Annotated in this window: 16 protein-coding genes; 1 reads left to right on the forward strand and 15 read right to left on the reverse strand. The window is 39.0% G+C overall.

Annotated features, from left to right (window positions below; all coding sequences use genetic code 11):
• Window positions 1–305: 305 nt before the first annotated feature.
• The 13 genes from DCC39_RS05915 to DCC39_RS05975 all read right to left on the reverse strand — a co-directional run bounded on the left by DCC39_RS05915 (window position 306) and on the right by DCC39_RS05975 (window position 10,875).
• Window positions 306–692 (reverse strand): YpoC family protein, encoded by a 387-nt coding sequence (locus DCC39_RS05915; protein WP_116553971.1) that lies wholly within the window; start codon window positions 690–692, stop codon window positions 306–308.
• Window positions 673–1,341 (reverse strand): endonuclease III, encoded by a 669-nt coding sequence (nth, locus tag DCC39_RS05920; protein WP_116553972.1) that lies wholly within the window; start codon window positions 1,339–1,341, stop codon window positions 673–675. Before nth ends, DCC39_RS05915 begins: the two co-directional genes overlap by 20 nt.
• Window positions 1,342–1,403: 62 nt before the next feature.
• Window positions 1,404–2,099, reverse strand: coding sequence for a DnaD domain-containing protein (locus DCC39_RS05925; protein ID WP_116553973.1), 696 nt, complete (start codon window positions 2,097–2,099; stop codon window positions 1,404–1,406).
• Between the two features lie 168 nt (window positions 2,100–2,267).
• Window positions 2,268–3,455 carry a pyridoxal phosphate-dependent aminotransferase gene (locus tag DCC39_RS05930; protein ID WP_116553974.1) on the reverse strand — a complete coding sequence of 396 codons (1,188 nt, stop codon included), beginning with the start codon at window positions 3,453–3,455 and terminating at the stop codon, window positions 2,268–2,270.
• A 43-nt stretch (window positions 3,456–3,498) separates the two neighbouring features.
• Window positions 3,499–3,981 carry a cell wall elongation regulator TseB-like domain-containing protein gene (locus DCC39_RS05935; protein WP_133243471.1) on the reverse strand — a complete coding sequence of 161 codons (483 nt, stop codon included), beginning with the start codon at window positions 3,979–3,981 and terminating at the stop codon, window positions 3,499–3,501.
• Between the two features lie 109 nt (window positions 3,982–4,090).
• The gene (gene panD, locus DCC39_RS05940; protein ID WP_116553976.1) at window positions 4,091–4,477 is read right to left on the reverse strand and encodes an aspartate 1-decarboxylase; all 387 of its coding nucleotides are present in this window, start codon (window positions 4,475–4,477) and stop codon (window positions 4,091–4,093) included.
• The gene (gene panC / locus DCC39_RS05945; RefSeq protein WP_116553977.1) at window positions 4,478–5,335 is read right to left on the reverse strand and encodes a pantoate--beta-alanine ligase; all 858 of its coding nucleotides are present in this window, start codon (window positions 5,333–5,335) and stop codon (window positions 4,478–4,480) included. It lies immediately after the preceding gene.
• Window positions 5,332–6,171 (reverse strand): 3-methyl-2-oxobutanoate hydroxymethyltransferase, encoded by an 840-nt coding sequence (gene panB, locus DCC39_RS05950; RefSeq protein ID WP_116553978.1) that lies wholly within the window; start codon window positions 6,169–6,171, stop codon window positions 5,332–5,334. Before panB ends, panC begins: the two co-directional genes overlap by 4 nt.
• 244 nt (window positions 6,172–6,415) lie before the next feature.
• On the reverse strand, window positions 6,416–7,369 hold the full coding sequence (locus DCC39_RS05955; protein ID WP_407071839.1) for a biotin--[acetyl-CoA-carboxylase] ligase: 954 nt from the start codon (window positions 7,367–7,369) through the stop codon (window positions 6,416–6,418).
• 2 nt (window positions 7,370–7,371) lie between these two features.
• Window positions 7,372–8,580: a CCA tRNA nucleotidyltransferase gene (locus tag DCC39_RS05960; protein WP_116553980.1), complete on the reverse strand. Its 1,209-nt coding sequence runs from the start codon at window positions 8,578–8,580 to the stop codon at window positions 7,372–7,374.
• Between the two features lie 11 nt (window positions 8,581–8,591).
• Window positions 8,592–9,719 (reverse strand): N-acetyl-alpha-D-glucosaminyl L-malate synthase BshA, encoded by a 1,128-nt coding sequence (bshA, locus tag DCC39_RS05965; protein WP_116553981.1) that lies wholly within the window; start codon window positions 9,717–9,719, stop codon window positions 8,592–8,594.
• Window positions 9,720–9,731: 12 nt separating this feature from the next.
• Complete coding sequence (gene dapB / locus DCC39_RS05970) at window positions 9,732–10,538, reverse strand: 4-hydroxy-tetrahydrodipicolinate reductase (protein WP_116553982.1); 807 nt, start codon at window positions 10,536–10,538, stop codon at window positions 9,732–9,734.
• On the reverse strand, window positions 10,531–10,875 hold the full coding sequence (locus DCC39_RS05975; protein ID WP_116553983.1) for a nucleotide pyrophosphohydrolase: 345 nt from the start codon (window positions 10,873–10,875) through the stop codon (window positions 10,531–10,533). The genes dapB and DCC39_RS05975 overlap by 8 nt, the downstream gene beginning before the upstream one ends.
• Window positions 10,876–11,007: 132 nt before the next feature.
• On the opposite strand from DCC39_RS05975, the gene DCC39_RS05980 reads away from it, so the two are divergent.
• Window positions 11,008–11,874 carry a YitT family protein gene (locus tag DCC39_RS05980; protein WP_240613555.1) on the forward strand — a complete coding sequence of 289 codons (867 nt, stop codon included), beginning with the start codon at window positions 11,008–11,010 and terminating at the stop codon, window positions 11,872–11,874.
• A 44-nt stretch (window positions 11,875–11,918) separates the two neighbouring features.
• Here DCC39_RS05980 and DCC39_RS05985 read toward each other — a convergent pair whose 3' ends face one another.
• Together DCC39_RS05985 and DCC39_RS05990 are read right to left on the reverse strand one after the other, a co-directional pair.
• On the reverse strand, window positions 11,919–12,596 hold the full coding sequence (locus DCC39_RS05985; protein WP_116553984.1) for a zinc metallopeptidase: 678 nt from the start codon (window positions 12,594–12,596) through the stop codon (window positions 11,919–11,921).
• Window positions 12,597–12,716: 120 nt separating this feature from the next.
• Entirely contained in the window at window positions 12,717–13,502 is a 786-nt protein-coding gene (locus tag DCC39_RS05990) for a sporulation protein YpjB (RefSeq protein ID WP_116553985.1), read from the reverse strand.
• Window positions 13,503–13,539 lie beyond the last annotated feature (37 nt).

The following is a 13,539-nucleotide window of genomic DNA, read 5'->3' on the forward strand; positions in this document are numbered from 1 at the left end:
TGGCCAAACGACGCGGTAAGAAAAAAGCTACCATTGCCATCGCTCATAAAATATTAGTCATCGCCTAGCAATTGTTATTGAATGATGAAGACTACAAGGAACTGGGAGCCGACTATCTGCTGAAACGGAATCAAGAACGTAGTGAAAGACAACTGGCTAACCGACTTCGAGCCATGGGTTATCAGGGCGAGAAACAACTAGCACTATAATAACTGGAAACATTTACTTGTGTTTCCCGGGCATCCCGTTGCCTTTTTCCGATGGGAATTGTTTCCGGGTACTTGACAAATCAAGACATTGTGTTTTCAAGTAGATATTATTTTCATATCAAAAAGCTGTTTAAGCTGAAAGTAAGAATGGTAATGATCTGGGTTGTTCACTATATACGTAAGCCTTTCTTCTAAATTGAGGGGTTTTACAGAAAAATCCGTAATCTGTTCTTGCCAATGAATGATGGAGTTTTTAGAAAATTGACGTTGATTTGCAAGAAAGAGTGCGAGAAAATATAGTTTGATTCCGATTAACATCAAATCCAACGCTTTTTCGCTGTCTCTTTTTTTAAAAAGTTCCTCGATTACTCCCTCTCGCATTTCCCATTGCTCGAGGATCGATTCAAATGTAACATTTTTTACATCAATAGAAATGCTGCAATCACTGATGGATTGAATGAAGTTATTTTTTTGCGTCGACAACTCCCCTCCTCCTCATTCTTTTTTGGCCTTCCCGGCAAATTTCCAAAAGCGGACATATTTCGCATTGCGGCGATTGCGCTTTACAGTGATATCTTCCAAAGAAAATAAGTTGATGATGCGCTTTGGACCATCGTTCTTTCGGAATTTTTTTCATTAATGTTTCTTCCACTTGTAATACCGAATCTTTCCATCTGCATATTCCTAACCTTTTACTCACTCTTTCGACATGTGTATCAACCGCTATGGCTGGAACATCAAACGCGACGGAAACAATGACATTTGCTGTTTTTCTCCCTACTCCCGGGAATTTGATCAATTCATCCCGGTTCTTTGGAATAACGCCGCCATATTCATGAATAAGCATGTATGAAAGCTTTTGGATATTTTTCGCTTTATTGCGGTACAAACCAATGCTTCGAATATCTTGTTCCAATTCCTCAAGTGGAACAGAAAGGTAATCTTCTGGTGTTTTATATTTCTTAAATAATTTCTCGGTCACTTTGTTTACTAGTGCATCGGTACACTGTGCTGAGAGTAAGACAGCAATCATTAATTCAAAAGGATTGGAATGCCGGAGTTCACAATGGGCGTCTGGAAACATTTTTTCGATTTCATCCAGTACAAAAAGGACTTGTTTTTTTGATAGCATAACAAACTTCCTTTCAAAAACATGAAACATAAAGAAAACGGGATGTTTATCCCGCTAAAGTTTTACAGCCAATTGTAAAATGGATAGGTCACCTTTTTATTTTTATCAGTCTCTTGTGATTGAGGTTTGGAGAGACTGTGCCTTCTAAATTTCTCTCCATATTTATGGGCTTCTTCCACTGTTTTTATACCGTTTTTCTTCCATTCAAATAAAATTCGATCAATATAACGAAAGCTTAATTTTCCTGATAATACCGCCTCTTTAAGGGCTGCTTTAATTAATGCGGCAGAATGATTGTCCTCATCAATCCATAATGTAAGTGTCTCACATTCAATCGGTGAAAGCGGGCGCCCGAATTCCTGTTCGAACAAAGTATATGTACTTTCTTCATTTTGAAGCTTTTCAACTGTGTCTTCCATTTGCAGCGTTTTTAAAACAAGCGCTTCCCATAACGGTACAAGAGAATAAGATTCTGAATAGAACTGTTTAACCGTGTCCTTATGCTCTTCTATCTTCAATAGCCCCTTGTTAATCAATTGCTTAATGAGATGCATACAAGCTTCATCTGAAAATGTCATTCGCTTTGAAAGCTCTTCAGGTGTGGGGAATCGATTCCCTCTTTCTATGAAGCTATGAATTTGAATAAGCAGCATACATTCAGCCTCGTCAATTCCGATATGTTTATATTTTTTAAGCAGAAGGTTTGGAATGGACGTTGAACCTTCATTCAACCATTTTTGCAAATGCTCTCTTTTCATTTTTACACCCCATTTATTTCAGTCAAAGAGGCACTACATTTTATTATATTTTTTAAAAAGCCAGCAAAAATGTTTTTTCTTTAGGGAACAGACTCCCAGTTTAGTGGGAGCGGTTAGTAAAAATAAGTATAAATTGGCAGTTCGCCAATTTCATCAAAATCTAACCTCTCAATTATGGACACGTGCTTTCACGAAACGAGCAATTCTCTCAACGGCTTCGTCAAGAATATCAGGTGATGTAGCATAAGACAAGCGAATATTATCCGGCGAACCAAACCCAGAACCCGGGACAACTGCCACGTTAGCCTCTTCTAGCAAAGCTTTCGCAAAATCATCAACTGAAGTAAAACCAGTCAATTTTGCGGCTTCCTTAACGTTAGGGAAGACATAAAAAGCTCCTTCAGGTTTGATGCAAGTAAATCCTTGAATCGCTGTTAGTTTCTCATAAAAGCTATTTAATCTTTCTTCAAAAGCTGCTCGCATCTTTTCCAAAGGCTCTTGCGGCCCGTTATATGCTGCAATTGCTGCGTATTGGGAAACCGTCGTAGGATTAGATGTGCTATGGCTTGCGAGGTTTGTCATTGCTTTAATAATTTGGACATTCCCTGCAGCATAGCCAATTCTCCATCCTGTCATCGAATGGGATTTGGAAACGCCGTTAATGATCATCGTTTGCTTTTTCAATTCGTCAGATATCTCTGCGATGGAGACGTGCTTTGCTTGCCCGTAGGTAAGTTTTTCATAGATTTCGTCAGAAACAATAAGAAGATCATGCTTGATGCATACCTCACCAATTGCCTTTAACTCTTCTTCTGTATAAAGGACACCTGTTGGATTGCTAGGTGAATTAACAATGATTGCTTTTGTATTGCCGGAAACCGAGGCTTCAATTTGTTCTGGAGTTATTTTAAATGAATTTTCTTCTTTTCCTTCAATATAAATTGGTATGCCGCCAGCCAGCTTCACTTGTTCCGGGTAGCTAACCCAAAAAGGTGTCGGGATAATCACTTCGTCATTTTCGTTTAATGTTGCTTGAAAAAGCGTATACAGTGCGTGTTTGGCGCCAGAACAAACGATGATTTCATCCGAACTGTAGTCTAATCCCTGATCATCTTTAAACTTTCTAATGATACTTTTTTTTAGTTCAGGCAATCCTCCGGAAGGGGTGTATTTTGTATGCCCTTCAACGAGTGATTTATAAGCTGCTTCAATGATATGTTCTGGGGTGTTAAAATCTGGTTCTCCGGCTCCCAGTCCAATGACATCATGTCCTGCAGCTTTAAGCGCTTTTGCTTTAGCCGTTATTTCCAACGTTGAAGAAGGTGTTAACGCAGATACTCTTTTTGAAATTTGCATGATTTTTCCCACCATCCTAGTTCCATTGTTTTCTATCATTTTTCTAAACCGCTTTTAAACGATAGTTCTCAATCCAAGTCTCGCCGTCAAATTGTAGATAATAAAAACTATACCGTCCTTCGGAATCTATAAACGTTATTTCCCAAGCCGGCTTTCCTTGTTTCATACCAAGGCGTATGTCTTTTAATTTTTTTATATCAAGCTCTGAAACAGCGAACTTTTTCACTTGTTTTTCGGTAAGCCCGTCTTCCTTTTTTTTCATTACCATATTTTTTGTGTTTTTATCCGGAACCCAAATAATAATATTTTCGTCATTATTATCTAGAGCTTGGATGATTTGAAATGATTCTTCCCCATTAAAGTATGTAACTTCTTCGATTTTTTTTAGTTTATAGTGCTCTTTTGCTAAATTTACGGCAGTTTTCTCTGCTTTGTTAATTGGTTCTAAAGCTCGATTATATAAATAAATACTCTGTATAACAACAAAAATAAGCAAAAGAGCAAAAATGAATAGCCATTTTTTCATGTCATCACCATACATTTTCAATGATCTTGAAACGTTTTGCAAGGGAATTTAAAAGAGCAACAAGATTGTTGCTCCTTGGTGACCAAGTATCTTTCACTGAAAAAGTCAATTAAAGAATAACAGTAGCTTCCGGCTCGTGGGTAATCAAATCCTCAATTTCATTTTTTTCATTCATAATCGCAACTCGCGGGGAATAATCTTTTAATTCTTTTTCCGAAACGAGAGCATACGAAATAATAATGACGACGTCGCCTTCTTGTACTAGTCTGGCCGCGGCTCCATTTATACAAATGACACCACTGCCTCTTTTTCCAGGAATGATATACGTTTCAAAACGGGCCCCGTTATTGTTGTTGACAATCTGAACTTTTTCATTCGGGAGCATGTCCACGGCATCAAGAATATCTTGATCAATTGTAACACTTCCAACATAATTCAAGTTTGCTTCAGTCACTCTCGCCCGGTGGATTTTGCCTTTCATCATTGTCCGATACATTCACTTCCCCCCCCCAATTGTCCAAATTATGTTATCGATCAATCTAACCTTCGAATAACGAACGGCAATCGCAATGATTACTTGCCCATTTAATCTCTTTATTGGCTTTAAATCCGGATAGGATAAAATCTCAACATAATCGATTTTTCCTGAAATCGACTGTTCTATTTTATTATAAATAAAACGTAAAATTTTATCAGCATCATATTCGCCATCTTCAGACATCTTTTTTGCTTCTCGTAACGATTGGTATAATATCGGAGCTTCTTTCCGTTCTTCAGCCGTCAAATTTACATTCCGCGAACTCTTAGCAAGCCCATCCTCTTCCCGTACGGTTGGACATGGAATGAGATTTATCGGAAAGAAGTAGTCTTTTAAAAACCCGTCGATTACTGCTACTTGTTGGGCATCTTTCAAGCCAAAATAAACATTGTCAGGCATCACAATATGAAACAATTTAAAAAGGACGGTTGCAACCCCTTCAAAATGCCCAGGCCTAGATTTGCCACATAGCACATCTGTTCTTCTAACAACATGAATTTCTGTTGTTTGTTCAAATGGATACATTTCCGAAACAGATGGGTAAAAGAGAATGTCAACTCCGTGCTCTTGTGCCAACTGGCGATCCCTTTCAAAATCACGAGGGTATTGATCGAAATCTTCATTTGGGCCAAACTGTGTCGGGTTGACGAAAATGCTCATCACAACAATATGATCTTTTTCCCGTGCCCTCTTCACTAGTTCCAAATGACCCTCATGCAGAAAACCCATTGTTGCAACATAACCAATTGACTTTCCGGCTATTTTATATTTTTTTGAGAGCTCTTGCATTTCTTTTACCGTTTGAACGACGATCATGAACGTATTCCTCCGTATAATGTATCGAGCTCTTCCGTTTTGATGGAAAATGTATGCTCTTTACTTGGGAAAACTTTCGTCTTTACATCAGCGATGTATTGTACTAATGCTTCTTCAATAGGAAGTGAAACATTGGTGTATTGCTTTACAAACTTAGGTACGCGATGGCCTCCATACCCAATTAAATCATGGTAGACAAGTACTTGTCCATCTGTTTTTGCCCCTGCCCCTATTCCGATTGTTGGGATGGACAGTTCTTCACTCACAATCGCAGCGACTTGTTCAGGTACGCATTCAAGCACGAGTGCAAAAGCTCCGGCCGATTGAACACGCTTTGCATCATCAATTAATTTACGTGCTGCTTCAGCATCTTTGCCCTGGACTTTAAAGCCCCCAAGCACGCCTACTAATTGCGGAGTCAATCCTAAATGGCCAACGACTGGAACGCCTGCCTGGGTTAATTTATAAATATGATCGATTACCTCTCCGCTTCCTTCAAGCTTCACTGCGTTGGCGCCTGCAATTTGAATCAATTGTTTTGCATTCTCTAACGTTTGGGCAAAAGAAGAGTGATACGTCATGAACGGCATATCAGCAGCGATAAACGTGTCTGCTGCTCCTCTTTTTACAGCTTTCGTATGGACAATCATGTCCTCAAGCGTAACATAGACAGTTGAATCATAACCTAAAACAACCATTCCTAAAGAGTCGCCTACAAGGATCATGTCAATTCCTGCTTTTTCAGCCAAACATGCTGAAGGATAATCATAAGCGGTAACCATTGCAATCGGTTCTTTATTTTCTTTCAATTTCAAAAAATCAGTTGTGCTCTTCATTTAAATCCCCTCTTTTTCAAGTTTTTGGCTTTATTAGAGGGTAGAAAATCAAAAATCCTTCTTCCAAAGGAAAGAAGGATAGATTTCAAAAGTAGCATTGATTTTCATCCCTCTGTCCCCGTCCGTCCTATGGATCAAGGCAGAATACGACAATATTTCACATGATAAAGTGCTGTTGGTGCAGTTCCGCGGTGCAGCTCCGCTATGATACTGCCCAATTATAATGACAGTATAACAAGAACATTTACGATTGTGAAGAGATTTCTATGTCAGCGGAATAAATTTCATGTGTTTTCCCCTCATAATCTTCAAGCAATAATACACCTTGATCCGTAATTCCTTTAGCATAGCCAGTAATTTCACCTGTTAACGTACGAGCTGTAATTATTTTTCCGAGACTTACAGCATAGCTTTCCCAACGGAGCTTTATGACTTCGAATCCATTTTTTAGATATTCAATATATAGAATTTCAAATTGTTCAAATATGGCTTGCAGAAGTTGTGCACGGTTGATTTCTTTCCCATCGTTTTCAATGAGTAGCGACGTTGCTTTTTGTTTTAAGCTGTCAGGAAATGATGTGGTATTTACATTCATTCCCATTCCGATAATGATCGATTGAACGCGATCAGACTCTGCTTGCATTTCCGTCAGAATTCCGACAATCTTCCTCCCATTGATTAGAATGTCGTTTGGCCATTTAATTTCGCATGAAATGCCTGTCGCCTTTTTAATGCCCTGCACAATGGCAACCGCAGTTAAAAGCGTAAGCTGGGGAGCTTGGAATGGCGGAATGTTTGGCCTTATTATCAAACTCATCCATATTCCGGATCCTTTTGGCGACTCCCATGTTCTTCCTAGCCTTCCCCTCCCCTTGATTTGCTGTTCAGCCACTACGACTGTCCCTTCTTTTGCGCCTTCCTGCGCAAGCTTTTGGGCAAGCTCTTGGGTAGATGTAACAACTTCTTGAAATACAATCTTTTGCCCGATAAACTTCGTCTTTAAATTTGACTTGATATCGTGCGGCCTTATATTATTTGGCGTTGAAATTAAACGATAGCCCCGCTTTTGCAGGCCTTCCACTTCATAGCCCTCCTTTTTTAATTCGGAAATATGTTTCCACACCGCCGTGCGGGAACAACCTAATTTCTCACTTATCATTTGCCCAGAGATATACGTATCTTTATTTTCCAGCAACATCGCTAAAAGCTTTTCCCGAATTGATTGTACCAATTCTTGCCCCACTCTCTAAGTTTATTCTTATCGTTCTGTACTTTTTTGTTAATCACGGCCTTTTCAATCTCTGACAATAAGCCAGCAAGCCACGGTCCCGGTTTTTTATCAATAATTGCTAAAAAGTCTTTCCCATTAACAGCCAACTCTTTTCTCTCTTTTATCGGCAATTCTTCATACGTTTTTTTAAACGCATTTACATGTTCTTTTAGATTTCCTCCAAAAATAATTGTATAGAGACGGACATAAGAGAGGCTGAGTGAACGTCCTAATTGATAAAATTGAAACGGATCGAATTGCTTATCTCTATCTTTTTTTAGTTCAGTTAACAGCATTTCAACATGCCGCATTAATTCATTTGAACATTTCCATGCTTTAAGAATTTTCCTCGGCTCGGTTTCCATGTAATAAAGGAGCAATGCCCATGCTTCGCTTGCATTTGATAAAATCGAAAGGTTCAGAACGGAAAGCTGTTCGATCACCTTACGGTATTCCTTCAAACAGGGCAAATACAGATAAAGGCCAAGTTGCACCAAATGCTGCAAAGCGTTATTGTTTGCTTGTCCGAGCATCAGTTTTTCAAACTCCTGCGCAATCCGTTCAACGGATAAGTGAGTGATATGCGCATTCATTTTTTTTATTGTGCTGTACGTTTCTTTTTCCAAAGAAAAATTTAATTGCGATAAAAAACGGATCGCCCGGAGCATTCGCAATGGATCCTCTTGAAACCGTTCATAAGGTGAACCGACAGTTCGAATGAGCTTATTCTCAATGTCTTTTTGGCCGTTAAATGGATCGATTAGCTTTCCGTTGTAATCGAGAGCCATCGCATTTATTGTAAAATCACGGCGTTTCAAATCTTCATGTAAATTGGAAATAAAGGCAACCTGTTTCGGCCTGCGAAAATCTTTATACTCACTTTCCCGGCGGAAGGTTGTGACTTCATAAGCTACGCCGTTGAGAACGACGATAACCGTGCCGTGTTCAATTCCTACAGGAATGACGCTTTTAAATAGCTTCTGAACTTCTTGCGGCTTTGCTGAAGTCGCAATATCTATGTCATGAATCGGACGGCCCAGCAGGGAGTCTCTGACAGCACCGCCGACAAAGTAAGCCTCATGTCCATGTTCTAATAACTTTTCTAAAATTGGTTTGGCGTCTTCAAATACTTTTTCCATATCGGTACCTACTATTTATTCAAAATGTCATGATAGATTTTTTCATATTCATTTACAATGATTTCAGAATGAAAATGGGAATGCACACGTGAATATGCATTTTCAGAAAAGGTTTTATGAAGGGCTTCGTCTGTAAGCAGCCGGATGGCATACCTCGCCATGCTTTCAATGTCGCCAATTTGGCTTAAAAAACCAGTTTCATTATGCACAACCACTTCTGGTATCCCGCCAACAGCGGTTGCTATCACTGGCACTTTGCAAGCCATGGCCTCCAATAAAACAAGGCCAAAGCTTTCTTTTTCTGAGGGCAATAGCAATAAATCGCTTATTGATAGAATTTCAGCGACATTTTCTTGTTTGCCTAAAAATAAAACGTTATTTCGCAATCCAAGCTCATCAACTAAGTGGCTGACAGTTGAGAGATCCGGCCCGTCGCCAACTAACAGCAGCTTAGCTTGTATCCGTTCAGCAATTTCCTTAAAAATATAAATGACATCGGTTACCCGTTTTACCTTTCTAAAATTAGAGATGTGTACGACTGTTTTTTCGTTTTGTTTTATATGATAATCACATTTTAGACGGCTGTCGGTTCTTTTATAATACGTTTTTTCGTCAACAAAATTATGTACCGTCTCGATTGGAAAGTCCGTCTTCAACAGTTCCTGCGTCTGCCGTTTTAAATCGTGTGAAACCGCGGTGACCCGATCGGAATTTTCGATTCCAAATCGGATGACATTTGACAATGACGGATCATAGCCAAGAACGGTAATATCGGTACCATGTAATGTCGTCACAATCTTTACGTCTTTGCCAGAGATTTGTTTTGCTAAATAAGCACAGATTGCATGAGGAACCGCGTAGTGCACATGCAACACATCCAACTGTTCCCGGTTAATAATGTCAGCCATCTTACTCGCAAGTGTCAAATCATACGGAGGATAGCGGAAGACGGCGTATTGGTTCACTTCTACTTCGTGAAAAAAAATGTTTGGATACACCCTTCCGAGGCGAAACGGGACACTCGACGAAAAAAAATGAATGCAATGCCCTTTTTTTGCAAGCAATTTGCCAAGTTCCGAAGCAACGATTCCGGAGCCGCCAATTGTCGGATAGCATGCAATGCCAATTTTTAGTTGCATCTCTCTCACACTCTAATCAATAATATTTTCCAGGCCATAAACAAGGGTATCAAGCTTCATAACGGTTTCAACTGCTAATTTTACTCCAGGCATAAATGACGCCCGATTAATTGAATCATGCCGAATCGTTAATGTTTGTCCCTCACCGCCAAAAAGAACTTCTTGATGGGCTACCAAACCCGGGAGACGGACACTATGAATTCGAATACCTTCAATGGAGCCGCCTCTTACCCCTTGTATTGTTTCTTTTTCATCTGGATGCCCTTGATGCTTTTCATCCCTATTTTGCGTTATCATTTGCGCTGTTTTAACAGCCGTTCCTGATGGTGCATCCAATTTTTGATCATGGTGCTGCTCAATGATTTCTACGTCTTGAAAATATTTAGCTGCCATTTGGGAGAATTTCATCATTAAAACGGCACCCACTGCAAAGTTTGGTGCAATCACAGCGCCTAAGCGCTTTTCATTTGCAATTTGGGATAATTCCGTGACATCCTGATCACTGAATCCGGTTGTGCCAACAACAGGCCTTACCCCGTGGCGAAAAGCGATTTCCATATGTTTTCTACCTGTTTCAGGAGTCGTTAAATCAATTAACACATCACATTCATTAGCGATTAAACAATCTTCTAAGTCGTCATATACAGGAACTTCTAATGGAAGTACGCCTTCCAAATCTTTTAACTGCTTTCCATTGTTTCTCGAATCAACAGCAGCAATTAATTCAAAGTTTTTTGTTTCTGCAACCATCTTTACGGCTTCTGAGCCCATCTTTCCTCTTGGCCCTGCTAGTACAATACGAATTGTTTGATCATTCATTGTCTGTTCCCCTTTCAATCTTTGTCCATCTGTCTGAATCGCGTTCACTAAATTTTTTCATAACGGAATCGAATGCGTTTGTTAAATCAATATCTAAAGAATTCGCAAAGCAGACAAGTACAAAGAACAAGTCGCCAAGCTCTTCTTCAATTGTTTTTATTTCTTCGTTTGTTTTTTTCGGCTTTTCTCCATAATAATGGTTAACCTCTCTAGCAAGTTCGCCCAATTCTTCCGCCATTCTGGCGAGCATAGCGAGAGGGCTGAAATAACCTTCTTTAAATTGAGATATGTATTCGTGTACTTCACTTTGGACTTGCTTTACCGATTTTTCATTCATTCGCCCACCCCATTATCCATTGTCATCATTCATGTTAGCTAAATTAATGTCATTTTACAAATGTTTAAATGAGATGAAACAGTGCAAATTATAGTTATGAATGGTCAAAACAATTGGAAAGAAGGGTGAAAATTGCAAATAAAGCTTAAAAATCTGCTTTTTATATTATTGGGTGCCGCTATCTTTTCTTTTGGGATCGTTCACTTTAATATGGAAAACAATTTGACCGAAGGCGGTTTCACAGGCATTACGCTCCTTCTTTATTTTATATTCGGGATCAATCCTTCTCTTTCTAACTTTCTTTTAAACGTTCCTATTTTTTTCATCGGATGGAAACTGCTTAGTCGTACCACCTTTATTTATACCATCATCGGGACACTGTCCGTTTCTCTTTTTTTATGGTTTTTTCAAGCTTATTCTAATCTTTCATTTCCGCTTCATGAAGATTTAACGTTAGCTGCAATTTTTGCGGGAACATTTATCGGAATCGGACTTGGCATTATTTTTCGTTTTGGAGGAACAACAGGTGGCAGTGATATTATTGCAAGACTTGGAAGAAAATATTTTGGCTGGAGCATTGGAAGAACAATGTTTGTTTTTGATGCCACTGTCATAACAATCTCACTAATTTATTTAAATTATCGGGAAGCTATGTATACTTTAGTAGCTGTTTTTATAGGCGCGAGAGTGATTGATTTTATACAGGAAGCGGCCTATTCTGCAAGAGGGGTCATGATCATTTCAGAAAAACCTAAAGCCATAGCCGATAAAATTACAAACGATATGGATCGCGGCGTAACAATATTAAATGGAAAAGGAAATTATTCGGGGCAGCAAAAAGAGATCCTGTATTGTGTAATCAGCCGAAACGAGCTTGTACGCCTTAGAGCGCTGATTGAAAAAATTGATCCCCATGCTTTTGTTTCGGTTATGAATGTACATGAAGTGCTTGGTGAAGGATTTACTCTTGATGAAAATAAAAACCCCATTCAAGAATAAAAAAGGCCATAAGAAAACCCCGCCAAAGCAGGCAGGGTTATTCATTATTCTTCGTTGCTCATTCCAACAAAGATTAAAATAAAACGCAGCAGCTCCATTACAGCTACGAGCGCAGCGGCAACATACGTTAACGCGGCAGCATCGAGCACTTTTCTTGTTTCACGTTCTTCGTCATTGCGAATCATTCCGAGCGCTACAATTTGGTTCATTGCCCGGTTGCTTGCATTAAACTCCACTGGAAGCGTAACAACTTGGAATAGCACGGCTGCAGCCATAAAGATAATTCCAAGCAAAATCATATTCGCTTGCTGCAAAAGCAGTCCGACAAGAATGATTATGAACGAAAAGTTTGACCCAAGGTTTGCTACAGGGACAAGGGCGTGGCGGAAGCGTAAGAAAGCATAGTTCTCCGCATCTTGAATCGCGTGGCCAACTTCATGGGCAGCGACCGCAGTCCCTGCAATAGAATGTCCATGGAAGTTATCTGAAGACAATCGAACCGTTTTTGTTCTTGGATCGTAATGATCGGTTAAGCTTCCGCGTACTTCTTCTATTCCAACATCATATAAACCGTTGTCATCTAAAATTTTTCTCGCTACTTGGGCACCCGTCATTCCGGATGAAGAAGGAATTTTCGAATATTTGCTGTAAGCTTTTTTTACTTTTAGCTGCGCCCAAATTGGCACGAGAAGCAATATGGCGAAATAAAGTAAAAATCCCATTTTTGCTCATTCACCGTCTTTCTTTTTTTAAATATAGTTAGAGTGTTCCTATGGTCAATTTTAGTCAAATTACGGGCAGGAGTCAATTGTTTTGCCTTAAAATTCATAAGTTGTACATTTTTAATGTTTGTCTTTTATCTTTTTCCGTTTTTTATCACCTTTATATTTTCTCCATCCGACATAAATTAATGTAACTGCAATGATTCCGCCAATCGTGTAAATCACATTAAATAAACCGGGATCAGCACTTGATTGCTCTTTTTCATGAAATATCGCTTTAAATTCTTTATGAATTTCGAGAAGTTGCTTTTTCTTATTTTGTCCTACAATTTTTCCTTCATTATTTTTTAAATAGCGTATATATGAATCAAGACGTTCATAATCATGCTCCGGCAAGTCAATGGCGAGCGATGGGCGTATCATTTCATATTTGGCCAAAAAATTCTCTAAATAAAATTGAAATTGATTGCTATTCTCTGCTCCAATGGATTGAATGGCTTGATTTAGTGGATTCATCACGACATTTTCCGCTTCTTTCCATAACGGTTGGTGTTCGCTTGACACCGCATTGACAGCTAATCTAAATTGGGTTAATTTCTCGATTCTTTTTACCTCATCCATTTGAACAGCCGCCAACGCTTCCTCTGCCTGTTCATAAGAATAAATCATCATTTTTACATCTTTCATTGCTAGTCCATTTTCGGCAGAAATTTTTAAAAAAAGAGGAGAAAAGTTGATGAGGACCTTTTTTGCTTCTTCATATTTTTGTTGCTTCCCAAGTTGAAGAACTTGATCCGCCATTTGGTTTAATGTTGCTTCCCAATCACGACTCTCATTTTCTTTTGAAAAAACAAAGTGCGGCTGCAGTAGAAAAATAGCTAGAAAAATAAATAAGATTCGTTTCATTATTGGTTGTCCTCCTTTGTCTATAAAGCTTATGACA

Origin of the sequence: Pueribacillus theae, assembly GCF_003097615.1 — a bacterium.
Lineage (GTDB): Bacteria > Bacillota > Bacilli > Bacillales > UBA6769 > Pueribacillus > Pueribacillus theae.